Source organism: Pseudomonas sp. DR48, from assembly GCF_019823085.1.
GTDB lineage: Bacteria > Pseudomonadota > Gammaproteobacteria > Pseudomonadales > Pseudomonadaceae > Aquipseudomonas.
Genome location: NZ_CP081946.1, coordinates 379,334 through 396,065 on the forward strand (window position 1 = coordinate 379,334; position 16,732 = coordinate 396,065).

At 60.2% G+C, this 16,732-nt stretch carries 11 protein-coding genes and 2 pseudogenes; 8 read left to right on the forward strand and 5 right to left on the reverse strand.

Going from position 1 to position 16,732, the window contains the following annotated elements; genetic code table 11:
• Positions 1–71: 71 nt before the first annotated feature.
• The 4 genes from K5K95_RS01790 to edd all read right to left on the reverse strand — a co-directional run bounded on the left by K5K95_RS01790 (position 72) and on the right by edd (position 5,199).
• On the reverse strand, positions 72–1,541 hold the full coding sequence (locus K5K95_RS01790) for an ATP-binding protein (protein ID WP_222588148.1): 1,470 nt from the start codon (positions 1,539–1,541) through the stop codon (positions 72–74).
• A complete protein-coding gene (locus tag K5K95_RS01795; RefSeq protein WP_090187359.1) occupies positions 1,531–2,262 on the reverse strand; it encodes a response regulator in 732 nt (243 codons plus the stop codon). Before K5K95_RS01795 ends, K5K95_RS01790 begins: the two co-directional genes overlap by 11 nt.
• Before the next feature lie 160 nt (positions 2,263–2,422).
• Positions 2,423–3,376 carry a glucokinase gene (locus tag K5K95_RS01800; protein ID WP_222588149.1) on the reverse strand — a complete coding sequence of 318 codons (954 nt, stop codon included), beginning with the start codon at positions 3,374–3,376 and terminating at the stop codon, positions 2,423–2,425.
• Entirely contained in the window at positions 3,373–5,199 is a 1,827-nt protein-coding gene (gene edd / locus K5K95_RS01805) for a phosphogluconate dehydratase (RefSeq protein ID WP_222588150.1), read from the reverse strand. The genes K5K95_RS01800 and edd overlap by 4 nt, the downstream gene beginning before the upstream one ends.
• A 220-nt stretch (positions 5,200–5,419) precedes the next feature.
• Between edd and gap the strand changes: the two genes are divergently transcribed.
• The 5 genes and pseudogenes from gap to K5K95_RS01825 all read left to right on the forward strand — a co-directional run bounded on the left by gap (position 5,420) and on the right by K5K95_RS01825 (position 10,879).
• Positions 5,420–6,421, forward strand: a complete 1,002-nt coding sequence (gene gap, locus K5K95_RS01810) for a type I glyceraldehyde-3-phosphate dehydrogenase (protein ID WP_222588151.1) — start codon at positions 5,420–5,422, stop codon at positions 6,419–6,421.
• 29 nt (positions 6,422–6,450) lie between these two features.
• Positions 6,451–6,915, forward strand: a complete 465-nt coding sequence (locus K5K95_RS01815) for a methylglyoxal synthase (RefSeq protein WP_222588152.1) — start codon at positions 6,451–6,453, stop codon at positions 6,913–6,915.
• A gap of 572 nt (positions 6,916–7,487) precedes the next feature.
• Positions 7,488–8,447, forward strand: a pseudogene (locus K5K95_RS33455) (chemotaxis protein); the annotation flags it as partial.
• 378 nt (positions 8,448–8,825) lie between these two features.
• A pseudogene (locus tag K5K95_RS33460) lies at positions 8,826–9,353 on the forward strand (methyl-accepting chemotaxis protein); the annotation flags it as partial.
• A gap of 194 nt (positions 9,354–9,547) precedes the next feature.
• Positions 9,548–10,879: a CoA transferase gene (locus K5K95_RS01825; RefSeq protein ID WP_222588154.1), complete on the forward strand. Its 1,332-nt coding sequence runs from the start codon at positions 9,548–9,550 to the stop codon at positions 10,877–10,879.
• Between the two features lie 77 nt (positions 10,880–10,956).
• On the opposite strand, the gene arcD (K5K95_RS01830) is transcribed toward K5K95_RS01825, so the two are convergent.
• Positions 10,957–12,384, reverse strand: a complete 1,428-nt coding sequence (gene arcD / locus K5K95_RS01830) for an arginine-ornithine antiporter (protein ID WP_222588155.1) — start codon at positions 12,382–12,384, stop codon at positions 10,957–10,959.
• Positions 12,385–12,829: 445 nt separating this feature from the next.
• Between arcD (K5K95_RS01830) and arcD (K5K95_RS01835) the strand changes: the two genes are divergently transcribed.
• The 3 genes from arcD (K5K95_RS01835) (at position 12,830) to K5K95_RS01845 (ending at position 16,629) form a co-directional block, all read left to right on the forward strand.
• Complete coding sequence (gene arcD, locus K5K95_RS01835; protein ID WP_222588156.1) at positions 12,830–14,257, forward strand: arginine-ornithine antiporter; 1,428 nt, start codon at positions 12,830–12,832, stop codon at positions 14,255–14,257.
• Positions 14,258–14,292: 35 nt separating this feature from the next.
• Positions 14,293–15,549, forward strand: a complete 1,257-nt coding sequence (gene arcA, locus K5K95_RS01840; RefSeq protein ID WP_222588157.1) for an arginine deiminase — start codon at positions 14,293–14,295, stop codon at positions 15,547–15,549.
• Between the two features lie 69 nt (positions 15,550–15,618).
• On the forward strand, positions 15,619–16,629 hold the full coding sequence (locus tag K5K95_RS01845; RefSeq protein WP_222588158.1) for an ornithine carbamoyltransferase: 1,011 nt from the start codon (positions 15,619–15,621) through the stop codon (positions 16,627–16,629).
• The last annotated feature ends 103 nt before the right edge of the window (positions 16,630–16,732 follow it).

Consider the following 16,732-nt stretch of genomic DNA (forward strand, 5'->3'; position numbering starts at 1 on the left):
ACAGGGTTATGTGTCCGACACAATCCAATGTGGGAGCGGGCTTGCTCGCGAAGAACGATAACGCGGTCCCGCTAATCAACACTGCGCGGCAACTGCAACGTCACCCGCAACCCGCCCTCACGCAGATTCTGCAGGCTGACTTCCCCGCCATGACTGTGGGCAATATTGCGCGCGATCCCCAACCCCAGGCCATAACCCTGCTGCTGCCCGGCCAGGCGGAAGTGCGGTTCGAAGACCTGCTCCAGCCGCTGCTCCGGCACGCCCGGCCCTTCGTCGTCGACGTGCAGGATGAATGCGCTTTCATCGTCATCGATGTGCAGGTGAGCGTTTTGCCCATACTTCAACGCGTTGTCGATCAGGTTGCCGATGCAGCGCTTGAGCGCCAGCGGTTTCCCCGGATAAGCCGCCACCGCCCGCCCCTGCTGGGTCACGCGACCATTGCCATTGGGTGCCAGGTACGGCTCCACCAGGCAATCCAGCACGTGATTGAGGTCCACCGGTTCGATGTTTTCGTGGATGTCAGTGTCTTTCACGCATTGCAGCGCGCCTTTCACCAGCAGCTCCAGCTCATCCAGATCGCGACCGAACTTGGCTTGCAGCTTTTCGTCTTCAAGCAACTCAACGCGCAACCGCAAACGGGTGATGGGCGTGCGCAAGTCGTGGGAGATCGCACTGAACAATTGGCTGCGCTCAGTCAGGTAACGGCTGATGCGTTCGCGCATGGCATTGAAGGCGCGCCCCACTTCAACCACTTCACTGCCGCCACCCTCCGCCACCGGCTCGACTTCGGCACCCAGGGACATGTCCCGCGCCGCCCGCGCCAGGCGCTTGAGCGGCCGGCTCTGCCAATGCACTAACAGGCCGATGAACAACAGCAAGAAGCCGCTGGTGAGGACGATGAACCACACCTGTTGCGCCGGTAGGCCCTGCTCTTCAAGACTGGTGTAGGGCTCTGGCAACAAGGACGCGATGTACAGCCATTCTCCCGGCGCCATCTGGATTTGCGTGACCAGCACCGGCGGGTTGATCGGTTCCAGGGTCAGCGCGTAGTGCGCCCAGGAGCGTGGCAATTCATCGAGTTTCAGCCCGCTATTGAAGATCCGCAGGTCGGCGGGACTGACGAAGGTCACCGAGATATCCGTGTCGTGGCCCAGGGACTCGCGCAACACTTCGTCTACCGCTTTGAGCACCGCCGCTTTACGCGGAGTGATCGGCAGCACTTCCATGCCCAAGGGCTTGTCATTGAGGGTTACCACGAACCGGGTTCCGCCCATGCTGCGCAACTGGTCGAGCACCAACGGACGAAACGCCACCGGCAGCGAGCGAAAATAGCTGACGCTGGCGGTCATCGAATGGGCCAGGCTGCGGGCGCTGGTGACCAGGCCCTCGAGCTGGGTGGCACGCAGTTGCGAGACCCAGATCACGCTCGATAACGTCTGTGCGAACAGCACTGCCAGCAGGGTCAGCAGCAACATGCGCCCAAGCAGCGAACGCGGCACCGGCACCCGGGCAACCAGCTTGCGGAAAAACTCAGTGACCATTGCTGGCAACCACATTGGCGGCCAGTTGGTAGCCGCTGCCGCGTACGGTACGGATCAGCCGGGGTGGCTTTTCGGTGTCGCGCAGGCGTTGACGCAGACGGCTGACGGCCATGTCGACAATGCGATCCAGCGGCATCAGATCACGGCCACGGGTGGCGTTGCCGATGGTGTCGCGGTCAAGGATTTGCTGAGGGTGATCGAGGAACAGTTTCAGTAGCGCGAAGTCGGCGCCAGAGAGAATCACTTCTTCACCGTCGGTGTGGAACAGCCTATGGCTGACCATGTCCAGGCGCCAGTCGTCGAAGGCCAGCACTTCGCCGCCGGAGCGCTCCTGACCGAATTGCGCACGGCGCAACAAGGCCTTGATCCGCGCCTGCAATTCACGAGGACTGAAGGGTTTGCCAAGGTAGTCGTCGGCACCCAGCTCCAGGCCGATGACGCGGTCGGCCTCGTCGGAACTGGCCGTGAGCATGATGATTGGCACCTGAGCCTGACGCGGGTGTTGGCGGATCCAGCGACAAAGACTGAAACCGTCTTCGTCCGGCAGCATCACGTCAAGGATCACCAGATCGCTCGGCGCCTCGTTCATGGCTTGGCGAAAGCCTGCGCCATCGGGCGTGGTGCGGACCTGGAAACCGGCGCGGGTCAGGTAGGTGTCCAGCAACTCGCGTATCTCTTGATCGTCATCGACCAACAAAATCGACTTGTTGACTGAGCTCACGGGGCGGCGTCCTTGTTGTTTGAGTTGTGCGGATTATGCCTGATGGACTTTGAATATGATCGTTCCCACGCTCTGCGTGGGAATGCCTCAAGGGACGCTCCGCGTCCAGTGACGCGGAGCGTCACGGGCTGCATTCCCACGCAGAGCGTGGGAACGATCACTACTGTGCTTGATCGAGTGCCACACCCGCGCCCATCAGGCCGGAATACGGCGCCGTCACCAGCCACACCGGAATGCCTTTGAAGTAATCGCTCATGCAACCCTTGTCGGCGAAGCATCGGGCGAAGCCGCTTTCGACGAAGAAATCGGCAAACCGTGGAATCACCCCACCGACGATGTACACACCGCCGCGCGCGCCCGTGGTCAGCACGTTGTTGCCGGCCACGCGACCGAGCCAGCAGCAGAATTGCTCCAGCACTTCCAGCGCCACCGGATCACCCGCCAACCCGGCAGCGGTGATCGCTTCCGGCGTTTCGAGCACCGGCGTATGACCGTCCACCGCACAGATCGCCCGGTAAACCCGTGGCAAGCCGCTGCCGCTCAATGCGGTTTCAGCGCTGACATGACCGATCTCATTGAAGATGTGCTGCCAAAGCTGAGTTTCCCGCGGGCTGCTCAAGGGCAAATCAACGTGTCCGCCCTCGCCCGGCAAGGCCGCAAAGCGACCTTCGCCAAGGTCGAGCAAAGTGCCGACACCCAGCCCCGTGCCCGGCCCGATCACTACAGCGGGACGTAGCGGTTCCGGCGTGCCTTCGCACACCACGCGAAACTCACCGGGCTGCAAACGGGTCATGCCCAGGGCCATCGCCGAGAAATCGTTGATCAGCAGCAGTTGATCAACCTGCAAAGTCTTGCAGAAGCCCTTGCGGCTCAAGCGCCAGTGATTGTTGGTGAACTTGAATTCATCACCGCTCACCGGGCCGGCGACCGACAGGCACACCGATCCAACGTCGCCCGGCTTAAGCCCCAAGCCGCCGAGGTAGACACCAATGGCCTCCTCAGGGCTGGCGTAATCTGCCGTCGCCAGCACCTGGATCGATTCCAGCTGCTGGCTTTTCCACAACGCGAAACGTGCGTTGGTCCCACCGATATCACCGACCAAAGCCAGTTTCAATTAAGCGTCTCCAGGGCAGAAGTAAAGGCGCTGGCGCCCTGCTCTGCGGAGCTGAAAGCCATGCGCATGAAACCAAACAGTTCGCGACCGGTGCCGATGTTGTTGCCCAACAGGCCCTTGGCCGGCGTGCGCGCTGCGAATTCTTCGGCGTCCACCTTAAGCTCCAGGGTGCCTTTGACGCCATCGACGCGGATGATATCGCCCTCTTGCACCCGCGCAAGAGCGCCGCCCACATAGGCTTCCGGACTGACGTGAATCGCCGCCGGGATTTTCCCCGACGCACCGGACATGCGCCCGTCGGTCACCAGTGCCACTTTGAAGCCGCGATCCTGCAGCACGCCGAGGAACGGCGTCATCTTGTGCAGTTCCGGCATGCCGTTGGAGCGCGGGCCCTGGAAGCGCATCACCGCAACGAAATCCTTCTCCAGCAGACCGGCCTTGAACGCATCGGCCAGGTCCTGCTGATCCTGGAACACCATGGCCGGTGCTTCGACGATCTGGTTCTCCAGCGCGACGGCCGAAACTTTCATCACACCGCGACCGAGATTGCCTTCCATCACCCGCAGGCCGCCTTCCGGCGAGAACGCACGAGCCACGGGACGCAGGATACTTTCGTCGAGGCTTTCGGTGATGCCTTCGCGCCAGACCAGTTCGCCGTTGTCGAGGAACGGTTCCATGGTGTAGCGGCGCAGCCCGTGGCCCAGCACCGTGTTGACGTTTTCGTGAAGCAAGCCGGCATCCAGCAGTTCGCGGATCAGGAACGACATGCCGCCCGCAGCCTGGAAGTGGTTGATGTCGGCCTTGCCGTTCGGGTAGACGTGGCTCAGGGTCGGCACCACCTCGGAGAGGTCGGCCATGTCCTGCCAGGTCAACTGGATGCCCGCCGCCATGGCGATGGCCGGCATGTGCAGCGTGTGGTTGGTCGAACCGCCAGTGGCGTGCAGGGCGACGATGGAGTTGACCAGCGAGCGCTCGTCGACGATTTCGCCGATCGGCAGGTAATTGCCATTCTGTTTGGTAATGCGCGTCACCTGATGCGCCGCTTCGCGGGTCAGGGCATCGCGCAAAGGCGTGTTCGGATTGACGAAGGACGCACCCGGCAAGTGCAGGCCCATGACTTCCATCAGCAACTGGTTGGTGTTGGCGGTGCCGTAGAAGGTGCAGGTGCCAGGGCTGTGATAGGAATTCATTTCCGATTCCAGCAGCTCTTCGCGGCTGGCCTTGCCTTCGGCATAGCGCTGGCGCACGTCGGCTTTCTGCTTGTTGGAAATGCCCGACACCATCGGCCCGCCCGGGACGAAGATCATCGGCAGATGACCAAAACGCAGCGCGCCCATCATCAGACCCGGCACGATCTTGTCGCAGATACCGAGCATCAGCGCGCCATCGAACATGTTGTGGGACAACGCCACGGCGGTGGACAGCGCGATCACTTCGCGGCTTGGCAGGCTCAGTTCCATGCCCGGCTCGCCCTGGGTCACGCCGTCGCACATGGCCGGGGTGCCGCCGGCGAACTGCCCGACAGAGCCGATTTCGCGCAGGGCCTTTTTGATCTGTTCAGGAAAGACTTCGTACGGCTGATGCGCCGAGAGCATGTCGTTGTATGACGAAACAATCGCGATGTTCGCGGAGTTCATCATCCGCAAGCTGTTCTTGTCCTCGGTGCCGCAACCGGCCACGCCGTGGGCGAAGTTGGCGCATTGCAGCTTGCCGCGCATCGGGCCATCGCTGGCTGCACCGCGAATGAGTGCAAGGTAAGCCTCGCGAGTTGCGCGACTGCGGGCGATAAGCCGTTCGGTGACCTCAAGGACGCGGGGATGCATGTGTAGAACTCCAGGCTAACGGATGTGGCGACCTGATTGTCTATGCTGAACAAGAGCCGGTGTCGATGGGATGACAGACGGTTTTCTTGATCGGTCGGACCAGTTGATTCAGGTCACTCGTTGTAGATTGAACAAAATATTGCCATTAAAAAGGCTTGTTTTCTATTTTTATGCGAATAATCTTGTAATTCCAACAACAAAACGACGGCGGCCCTGTTAAATGACTCTTCGAATCGCAATCAATGGTTTTGGCCGAATTGGCCGCAACGTCCTTCGCGCACTGTATACCCAAGGCTATCGCCAGGATCTGCAGATCGTTGCCATCAATGACTTGGGCGATAGCTCGATCAATGCCCATCTGCTCAAGTACGACACTGTTCACGGCACGTTCGACGCCGATGTCCAGCACGATCAGGAAAGCCTGACCGTCAACGGCGACCGTATTTCCGTCAGCGCCATTCGTAACCCGGCCGACTTGCCATGGGCCGCTGAAAAGATTGATGTCGTGTTCGAATGCACCGGTTTGTTCACCGACCGGGCCAAAGCCGCCGCGCATATTACGGCCGGCGCACGCAAAGTGATCATCTCGGCACCGGCCAAAGGCGCCGACGCCACCGTGGTTTACGGGGTCAACCACGACATTCTGCGCCAATCGCACCAAATCATTTCCAACGCCTCGTGCACCACCAACTGCCTGGCGCCTGTGGCTCAGGTGCTGCACCGCGAGTTGGGCATCGCAAGCGGTCTGATGACCACGATCCACGCCTACACCAACGACCAGAACCTCACCGACGTCTACCACACCGACCCATACCGTGCCCGTTCGGCCACACAGAACATGATCCCGAGCAAGACCGGCGCCGCTGAAGCGGTCGGCCTGGTGCTACCGGAACTGGCGGGCAAACTGACCGGCATGGCGGTGCGCGTTCCTGTGATCAACGTCTCGCTGGTCGACCTGACCGTGCAACTCAAACGCGAAGCGAGCGCTGACGAAGTCAACGCGCTGCTCAAAGAAGCCAGCCAGCATTCGAAGATTCTCGGCTACAACACCCTGCCGCTGGTCTCCAGCGACTTCAACCACAACCCGCTGTCGTCGATCTTCGACGCCAACCACACCAAGTCCAGCGGCAAGCTGCTCAAGGTGCTGGCCTGGTACGACAACGAGTGGGGCTTCTCCAACCGCATGCTCGATAACTGCCTGGCGCTGTGCAACGCTGAGTAATCCGCCGTGAAAAAGCAGGAGCAGCAGCGATGATCGGTATCAGCTTCACGCAAAAGACCATGGCGGCGCGCAAGCGTATCGCCTTGGTCGCCCATGACCACTGCAAGGTGTTTTTGCTGGATTGGGCCGAGCGGCAGAAAGACAGGCTCGCGCAACACGAGCTGGTCGCCACCGGCACCACCGGGTTGTTATTGCAGCAACGCCTGGACCTGCCAGTGGAAAGCATGATCAGCGGTCCCTTGGGCGGTGATCAGCAGCTCGGCGCGCGCATCGCCGAACAGCGGGTCGACATGCTGGTGTTTTTCTGGGACCCGTTCGAACCGCAGCCACACGACCCGGACATCAAGGCGTTATTGCGGGTCGCGGCGGTCTGGAACATTCCGGTGGCCTGCAACGAATGCAGCGCCGACTACCTGCTCAGCAGCCCGATGATGGATCAGGCGCACCAGCACCGCATCCCCGATTACGCGACCTATCTGCTGGGTCGCGCATAACCCCTTCCCCCTCAATCATTGATCACTCGAGCGGATGACAAGCCGTTGTCATTCGCTCGAATCAATGGCTTGCACCAGCAGATTCACCTGTTACAGCTCTGCATAATCTCCTGATTTTTTTGCCATTTTCAGGGCATTTTCCTGCGCAAACGATCAACCATGACCGCTCGTCGGAGCCACCATCATGCATCCTCGCCCCACGCCGATGTGCATTGAATGGCGCTGAATGGATTTGGCGATCGGGTCGACTTCGACCCATAGCCAACAACTCATTCATTTGCCATTTGCGAGTTCGCCCCATGTTCGACACTCTCTCCATCCGCCTGAAAATCGTCCTGCTGTCCGGTCTGTGCCTGCTGGGTGTGATCGCGCTGATCGTCAGCATGAACTTCTACCAGACCAATCAGAACGATGAACTGGCCAGTGCCGCCAGCAGCAAGATGCTGACGGACAGCGTGCAGAATCTGCTGCAGTCCAAAGCGGCGGAGCAAGCGGTGCGGGTGCAGAAGACGTTCGGTGAAAACCTGCTGGTGGTGACCGCCCTCGCCGACCAGATCAAAGACATGCGCAACATGGCCGCCAAGCGTTCGATTGAAGCCGGCGCCCTGCGTGAAGAGCTGAACCAGAGCCTGAAAACCGCCTTCGAGCGCAACAGTAAGGTGCTCGGGATCTGGCTGGCGTTCGAGCCCAACGGGCTGGACGGCAAGGACAGCGAGTTCGCCAACGATGCGGCCCGCCAGTCCAACGAAGTCGGACGTTTCGCCAGTTACTGGAGCCGTGCCGGCGGGACCGGGTTGAACACGATCATGGTCGAAGACGACATGACCAAAACCACCTTGAGCCTCAGCGGCACGCCCTACAACAGCTGGTACACCTGCCCTCGCGACAGCAAGCGCACCTGCCTGCTCGACCCATATGCGGACACGGTCGGCGGCAAGGAAATGCTGATGACCACGATTTCCGTGCCGCTGCTGGTGGACGGCAAATCCATCGGCGTGGTCGGTGTGGACATTGCTCTGGACGCGCTGCAAGCCGCAGCGGTCGATTCCCAGCGTGAGCTGTTCAACAGCGCCGGGCACATGCTGATTGTTTCCGGCAGCGGCGTGCTCGCCGGTTACAGTGTCGACGCCAGCAAGGTCGGCAAAAACATCGGCGAGACCCTGGGCGCAGACGGCAAGGACATCCTGCAACTGCTCAGCGGCGGCACGCCGAAGATTCTCGAACAGGGCGACTTGATCCGTGCGGTGTTCCCGGTCAGCCCGATCAACGATTCCAAGGCCTGGGGCGTGGTCATCGATCTGCCCAAACAAGTGCTGCTGGCCGATTCGGTGAAGCTGCAAAAAGTACTCGATGAGGCCCAGCAAAGCGGCACAATCCAGGCGGTGCTGGTGGCTATTGTTGCCGGGCTGATTGGCCTGTTGCTGATCTGGCTCACCGCGTCCGGCGTGACCCGGCCGATCAACAGCGTCGCCGAGATGCTCAAGGCGATTGCCAGCGGCGACGGTGACCTGACCCAACGCCTGCACTACACCAAGAAAGACGAACTGGGCGAACTGGTGAGCTGGTTCAACCGCTTTCTCGACAAGCTGCAACCGACCATCGCGCAGATCAAACAGAGCATCACCGACGCCCGAGGCACCGCCGACCAGTCTTCGGAAATCGCCCGCCAGACCAGCGAAGGCATGCAGGTGCAGTTCCGCGAAATCGACCAGGTCGCCACCGCGTCCAACGAGATGAGCGCCACCGCACACGACGTCGCCAACAGCGCGTCGAACGCAGCCAATGCCGCCAAAGGCGCCGATCAATCGGCTCGCGATGGCATGTCGATCATCGAGCGCAGCACCCGTGACATCAATCAACTGGCCGACGAAGTCAGCAAAGCCGTGACCGAAGTCGAAGCGCTGGCAGTCAACAGCGAACAGATCGGTTCGGTGCTGGAAGTGATCCGCAGCATCGCTGAACAAACCAACCTGCTGGCCCTCAACGCCGCCATCGAAGCGGCCCGCGCCGGCGAAAGCGGTCGTGGTTTTGCGGTGGTGGCCGATGAAGTGCGTAACCTGGCCAAACGGACCCAGGATTCGGTGGAAGAAATTCGCATCGTCATCGAGCGCATCCAGTCCGGCACTCGCGGCGTGGTTGCCACCATGCATTCGAGCCAGACCCAGGCCCACAGCAACGCCGGGCAGATTCAACAAGCGGTCCAGGCCTTGAGCAAAATAAGCGACGCGGTCACCGTGATCAGCGACATGAACCTGCAAATCGCCAGCGCCGCCGAACAGCAAAGCGCCGTGGCCGAAGAGGTCAACCGCAACGTCTCGGCAATCCGCACCGTCACCGAAACCCTGACGGGCCAAGCCACTCAATCGGCGCAGATCAGCAGCCAGCTCAACTCCCTGACCACCCAGCAGATGAAATTGATGGACCAGTTCCGCGTTTAAGTTGCACTGCCAATGATCGTTCCCACGCTCCGCGTGGGAATGCCTCAATGGACGCTCTGCGTCCGCTTCTGAGACGCAGAGCGTCTCGGGCTGCATTCCCACGCGGAGCGTGGGAACGATCTATCACCTGGGAATTTCATCTGGGCAGCCAGTTTTTTGATCTATGCTCGGGCTCTCGTTCCGGAGGGCCTTCAATGACTGGTTTACTCACGTCCATTCAAGCCGCACTCGGCTTGCCCCATACGCCGATTCCATTCACGTCGAGCGGCGCCCTGCCCTCGGCGTTTGCCGTCACTGACCTGGCGTGCGCCAGCATTGCCGCAGCCGGCCAGGCGGCCAGTGAGCTGTTGCAACAACACACCGGCCGTTTACCCCCACTTGAAGTCGACCGCCGCCTGGCGTCTTTCTGGTTTGCAACCTCGATCCGTCCCGTTGGCTGGAGCGTTCCACCCATGTGGGACCCGGTGGCCGGTGACTACGCAACCCGGGACGGCTGGATCCGCTTGCACACTAATGCACCGCATCATCGTGCCGCCGCCGAGCGGGTGCTCGGCGCTTGTGCCGACCGCGCCGCGATGGCGAGCCAGGTTGCGCAATGGGCGAAATCCGATCTGGAGCAGGCGGTGGTCGACGCCGGTGGCTGTGCTGCCGAAATGCGCACCTGGGCGCAATGGCAGACGCATCCCCAAGGTTTGGCAGTGAACGCCGAACCGTTGATTCAGTTCAGTGCCAGCAACAGCCAAGCGGCAAAACCGTGGCTGGGTTCGGTGGCGCAGCCGCTGGCGGGCATCAAGGTGCTGGACCTGACCCGAGTACTGGCTGGCCCCATCGCCAGCCGTTTCCTCGCCGGTCTTGGTGCCGATGTCTTGCGCATCGACCCGACGACCTGGAACGAACCGGGCGTGGTGCCAGAAGTCACGCTGGGCAAACGCTGCGCGCGCCTTGACCTGCACGACGCAAGCGATCGAGCGGTGTTCGACAGCCTGCTCAAGGACGCCGATATCTTGCTTCACGGCTACCGCACCGATGCACTGGAGCGGTTGGGCTACGGCGTTGCCGAGCGACAACGACTGGCCCCGGGGCTGATTGATGTCTGCCTCAACGCCTACGGCTGGAGCGGTCCGTGGCAGAACCGTCGAGGGTTCGACAGTCTGGTGCAGATGAGCAGCGGGATCGCTGAAGCGGGCATGCGCTGGAAGAACGCAGACAAACCAACGCCATTGCCGGTGCAGGCGCTGGATCATGCGACGGGGTATTTGATGGCGGCCGCGGCGATCACTTTGTTGGGCCGTGGCGGATCGGCCAGATTGTCACTGGCGCGCACCGCAAAACTGCTGATTGAAAATGGCCCAGGCACAGACGAAGCGTTACGGGCAGAGGATGAAAACGATCAGGGCCTGCTGGTCGAGCAGACGCCTTGGGGGCCGGCGCATCGGCTTCATGTGCCACTGAAAATCACCGGGACGCCGCTGCAGTGGGCGCTTCCAGCGACTGAACTGGGTTCCCATCTTCCGAAGTGGCGGTGACTTTCAGATAACTATCGCGATCAGGTCGATGCTGCGTGAGTAAACGCCATCGACCGCTTGATCCGCCAAAAACACCCTCACAACGACAGCAAGCCGCTGTACAACCCGTACGCCGCCAGCCCGGCGCCGATGCTCACGCAGGTAAAAATTCCCTTCTCGACATGGGTGAACAATGGCTCGCCCTGCTCATGCTTGGCCTTGGCGAACAGAATCACCCCGGGGGCATACAGCAGCGCCGACAGTAGCAAGTACTTCACCCCGCCCGCATACAGCAACCACATTGCGTAACATAGCGCGATGCCGCCAACCATCAGGTCCTTGGTGCGTTCGCCCGAGGCGTGCTCGTACGTTTCGCCGCGCCCGCTCAACAACACCGCATACGCCGCCGACCACAGGTACGGCACCAGAATCATCGACGACGCGAGGTAGATCAGGCTGGTGTACGTCCCGGCCGAAAACAGCGTAATCAACAGGAAAATCTGAATCATCACATTGGTCAGCCACAGCGCATTGACCGGCACGTGGTTGGCGTTTTCCTTCTTCAGGAAGGCTGGCATGGTCTGGTCTTTGGCCGTAGCGAAGAGGATCTCGGCGCACAGCAGCGCCCAGGATAACAACGCACCGAGCAGCGAAATCGCCAGGCCAATGCTGATCAGCAAAGCGCCCCAGGGGCCGACGATGTGTTCCAGCACCGCCGCCAGCGACGGGTTCTGCAGGGTGGCCAATTCGGGCTGGCTCATGATCCCCAGCGACAACACATTGACCAGCACCAGCAGCGCCAACACACCGACAAAACCGATGACTGTCGCCCGGCCGACGTCCGAACGTTTCTGCGCGCGGGCCGAATACACACTGGCGCCTTCAATGCCGATGAAGACGAACACGGTCACCAGCATCATGCTGCGCACCTGCTCCATCACACCGCCGAAATGGGGGTTGCTGCGGCCCCAGATGTCACGGGTGAAGATGTCGGCCTTGAACGCCACGGCGGCAATGACGATGAACATGATCAGCGGCACGATCTTGGCCACGGTGGTCAATTGGTTGATGAACGCCGCTTCCTTGATCCCGCGCATCACCAGAAAATGCACCGCCCACAACAGCACCGAGGCGCAGCCGATGGCAACTGGCGTGTTGCCGTGGCCGAACACGGGGAAGAAGTAACCGAGGGTGCTGAACAGCAGAACGAAATAACCGACGTTGCCCAGCCAGGCGCTGATCCAGTATCCCCAGGCCGATGAAAAACCCATGTAGTCGCCGAAACCGGCCTTCGCGTAGGCGTACACCCCGGAGTCCAGTTCAGGCTTGCGATTGGCCAGGGTCTGGAACACGAAGGCCAGCGCCAACATGCCCACGGCAGTGATTGCCCAACCAATCAATATGGCCCCGGCATCGGCGCGCGCCGCCATGTTTTGCGGCAAGGAAAAAATCCCGCCACCAATCATCGACCCCACCACCAAAGCGATCAGCGCGCTCAAGCCAAGCTTTTGCATCGGTTGCGACATTCCTGCATCTCCATTTCCTATCGCGACCATCGCCACGCGAACGTCACATAAATCGGTTTTAACTAAATAGCTGAAGCGTAATTACGTTTATCAATTAACGCCAACCCTGAGTTTTATTTATAGCTAATCGCACTATGCCAGCATCTTTAAATAGCGCAGGCGTGACCAGATCCTAATAAATCAATACCACACGACATTCAGGGACCCACACTTGCCAAAACAGGAAAACGGACTAGCGTCTAAATCTGAATGGCTACGCTCTATTTATTAAACTTTGGTCAGGGGCCTCTGGAACGGGCTTCTCAAACAACAGACTTATGCTCGCAAAGTTTGCGTAAGTCATTAATCGGCAATGAAATCCGAGCATTACTTGATCTAAGTCAGATGATTGAACAGTCCACCAAATTAAACTGGCCCTCTTCTTCTCCTGCACTGGAGTCATACAATGTCTGAATCCCCCGGAAAACTGAAACTCGGCGCACTCGTTGCGTTGGTTGTCGGCTCCATGATTGGGGGCGGGATTTTTTCCTTGCCCCAGAACATGGCCGCCAGTGCCGACGTCGGTGCCGTGCTTATCGGTTGGGCCATTACGGCGGTCGGCATGCTGACCCTGGCCTTCGTCTTCCAGACCCTGGCCAACCGCAAACCTGATCTGGATGCCGGGGTTTACGCTTACGCCAAGGCCGGATTCGGCGACTACATGGGTTTTTCTTCCGCCTGGGGATACTGGATCAGTGCCTGGCTGGGCAACGTCGGTTACTTCGTTCTGTTGTTCAGTACCCTCGGTTACTTCTTTCCGATCTTCGGCGAAGGCAACACCGTCGCAGCCGTGATCGGCGCTTCAGTATTACTTTGGGGTGTGCATTTCCTTGTACTGCAGGGCATCAAGGAAGCGGCGTTCATCAACCTGGTGACCACCGTCGCCAAAGTTGTGCCGCTGGGGCTGTTTATCCTGATCGCGATTTTCGCGTTCAAACTGGACATCTTCACGGCTGACATCTGGGGCCTGAAAAACCCGGACCTGGGCAGCGTGATGAACCAGGTACGCAAAATGATGCTGGTCACCGTCTGGGTGTTCATCGGCATCGAAGGTGCAAGCATCTTCTCGGCGCGGGCAGAAAAACGCACCGATGTGGGTAAAGCCACCGTGATCGGGTTCATCACCGTGCTGCTGTTCCTGGTGCTGGTGAACGTGCTGTCGCTGGGCATCATGACCCAACCGGAACTGGCCAAACTGCAGAACCCGTCGATGGCGGCGGTGCTGGAACACGTGGTCGGTCCTTGGGGCGCGGTGCTGATCAGCGTTGGCCTGGTGATCTCGCTGCTCGGGGCGCTGCTGTCGTGGGTGCTGCTGTGTGCCGAAATCATGTTCGCCGCGGCCAAGGACCACACCATGCCGGCGTTCCTGCGCAAGGAAAACGCCAAGCAAGTGCCAGTCAATGCGCTGTGGCTGACCAACGCGATGGTGCAGTTGTTCCTGATCATCACGCTGTTCTCGGCCAGCACTTACCTGTCGCTGATCTACCTCGCGACCTCAATGATTCTGGTGCCATACCTGTGGTCGGCGGCTTACGCCTTTCTGCTGGCGGTGCGCGGCGAGACTTACGAGAACGCTGCGTCCGAACGCAACAAGGACCTGTTCATCGGCGCCATCGCGCTGATCTACGCGATCTGGCTGATCTATGCCGGTGGCGTCAAATACCTGCTGCTGTCCGCCCTGCTCTATGCGCCCGGCGCGATCCTGTTCGCCAAGGCCAAGCTTGAAGTCAACAAACCGGTTTTCACCAACGTCGAGAAGCTGATTTTTGCAGCCGTCGTCGTGGGCGCCCTGGTGGCAGCCTACGGGCTGTATGACGGCTTCCTGACTCTGTAACACCCGACTTATTTGTTATCTGGAGGATCACTGTAATGACCACGGAAAAAGTTAAGTACGGCGTACATTCCGAAGCCGGCAAACTGCGTAAAGTCATGGTTTGCTCCCCCGGTCTGGCCCACCAGCGGCTGACCCCGAACAACTGCGACGAGTTACTGTTCGATGATGTGTTGTGGGTCGCACAGGCTAAACGTGACCATTTCGACTTCGTTACCAAGATGCGCGAGCGCAACGTTGAAGTGCTGGAAATGCACAACCTGCTGACCGACATCGTTGCCATCCCCGAAGCACTCGACTGGATCCTGGAACGCAAGATCACCGCCAACTCGGTGGGCCTTGGCCTGGTCAACGAAACCGGTTCCTGGCTGCGTAGCCTGGAGCCGAGGAAAATCGCCGAGTTCCTGATCGGCGGCGTCTCCGCCGACGACTTGCCGGACAGCTTTGGCGGCAAGACCATTCAGATGTTCCGCGATTTCCTGGGTCACTCCAGCTTCATTCTGCCGCCGTTGCCCAACACGCAGTTCACCCGCGACACCACCTGCTGGATCTACGGTGGCGTCACCCTCAACCCGATGTATTGGCCGGCGCGTCGTCAGGAAACCCTGCTGGCCACTGCCATCTACAAATTCCATCCGCAGTTCACCAACGCCGACTTCCAGATCTGGTACGGCGACCCGGACCAGGAGCACGGCAGCGCCACCCTTGAAGGCGGCGATGTGATGCCGATCGGCAACGGTGTGGTGTTGATCGGCATGGGCGAGCGCTCGTCCCGTCAGGCCATCGGCCAACTGGCGGTCAACCTGTTCAAGAACAAAGCCGTCGAGAAAGTCATCGTCGCCGGCCTGCCAAAATCCCGCGCGGCCATGCACCTGGACACCGTGTTCAGCTTCTGCGACCGCGACCTGGTGACGATCTTCCCGGAAGTGGTGAACCAGATCGTCGCCTTCACCCTGCGCCCTGACGAAAGCAAACCGGGCGGCATCGACATCCGTCGCGAAGAAACCAACTTCCTCGACACCGTGGCCAAGGCCCTCAACCTCAAAGCCCTGCGCGTGGTGGAAACCGGCGGCAACAGTTTCGCCGCCGAGCGCGAGCAATGGGATGACGGCAACAACGTGGTGGCCGTAGAGCCTGGCGTGGTGATCGGTTATGACCGCAACACCTACACCAATACCCTCCTGCGCAAGGCCGGTGTGGAAGTCATCACCATCAGTGCCGGCGAACTCGGACGCGGACGTGGCGGCGGCCACTGCATGACCTGCCCGATCATTCGCGACCCTATCGACTATTAATTTTAATGCCCTGCTTCACGCTCATAAAGCGTGAAGCAGGCGGATAACCGAAACCCAAGGAGATCCATCATGGCTTTCAACATGCGCAACCGCAGCCTGCTCTCGCTGATGCACCACACCACACGCGAGCTCAATTACCTGCTGGACCTTTCCCGCGACCTCAAGCGCGCCAAGTACACCGGCACCGAGCGTCCACACCTGAAAGGCAAAAACATCGCGCTGATCTTCGAAAAAACCTCGACCCGCACCCGTTGCGCCTTCGAAGTGGCGGCCCATGACCAAGGCGCTCACGTCACCTACATCGACCCGGTGTCGTCGCAGATCGGCCACAAGGAAAGCATGAAAGATACGGCCCGCGTGCTGGGGCGGATGTTCGATGCCATCGAGTACCGTGGCTTCGAACAGGAAATCGTCGAAGAGCTGGCCAAGTTCGCCGGCGTGCCGGTGTTCAACGGCCTGACCGCTGAATTCCACCCGACACAGATGATCGCCGACACCCTGACCATGCGTGAACACAGCGACAAGCCGCTGCATGACATCAGCTACGCCTACCTGGGCGACGCACGCTACAACATGGGTAATTCGCTGCTGATGATCGGCGCCAAACTGGGCATGGACGTGCGCATCGCCGCACCGAAAGCGCTGTGGCCACATCAGGATTTCATCGACCAGTGCAAAGCCTTCGCCGAAGACAGTGGCGCTCGCATCACCATCACCGAAGACCCGAAAGCAGCGGTCAAGGGCGTGGACTTCATCCACACCGACATCTGGGTGTCGATGGGTGAGCCGGTGGAAGCGTGGGACGAACGCATCGAGCAACTGCTGCCGTACCAGGTCAATGCCGCCATGATGAAGGCCTCGGGCAATCCGCGCGTGAAGTTCATGCACTGCCTGCCGGCGTTCCACAACAGCGAAACCAAGGTCGGCAAAGACATCGCTGCGCGGTATCCGCACCTGGCCAACGGCGTCGAGGTGACTGAAGAAGTCTTCGAATCGCCGGCCAACATTGCCTTCGAGCAAGCGGAAAACCGCATGCACACCATCAAGGCGATCCTGGTGTCGGCGTTGGCGGATATCTAACGGCTCACCCGGCTCTCACTGCTGGAACAAAGCCCCCTGTGGGAGCGAGCCTGCTCGCGATAGCGGAGTAACAGTCAACATCTCTGTTGAGTGTGAAATGGTC

Bases quoted from the DNA above. Each gene is read 5' to 3' on its own strand.
- K5K95_RS01790 (WP_222588148.1), bottom strand. From the start codon at position 1,541: ATGGTCACTGAGTTTTTCCGCAAGCTGGTTGCCCGGGTGCCGGTGCCG.
- edd (WP_222588150.1), bottom strand. From the start codon at position 5,199: ATGCATCCCCGCGTCCTTGAGGTCACCGAACGGCTTATCGCCCGCAGT.
- gap (WP_222588151.1), top strand. From the start codon at position 5,420: ATGACTCTTCGAATCGCAATCAATGGTTTTGGCCGAATTGGCCGCAAC.
- K5K95_RS01815 (WP_222588152.1), top strand. From the start codon at position 6,451: ATGATCGGTATCAGCTTCACGCAAAAGACCATGGCGGCGCGCAAGCGT.
- K5K95_RS01825 (WP_222588154.1), top strand. From the start codon at position 9,548: ATGACTGGTTTACTCACGTCCATTCAAGCCGCACTCGGCTTGCCCCAT.
- arcD (WP_222588155.1), bottom strand. From the start codon at position 12,384: ATGTCGCAACCGATGCAAAAGCTTGGCTTGAGCGCGCTGATCGCTTTG.
- arcD (WP_222588156.1), top strand. From the start codon at position 12,830: ATGTCTGAATCCCCCGGAAAACTGAAACTCGGCGCACTCGTTGCGTTG.
- arcA (WP_222588157.1), top strand. From the start codon at position 14,293: ATGACCACGGAAAAAGTTAAGTACGGCGTACATTCCGAAGCCGGCAAA.
- K5K95_RS01845 (WP_222588158.1), top strand. From the start codon at position 15,619: ATGGCTTTCAACATGCGCAACCGCAGCCTGCTCTCGCTGATGCACCAC.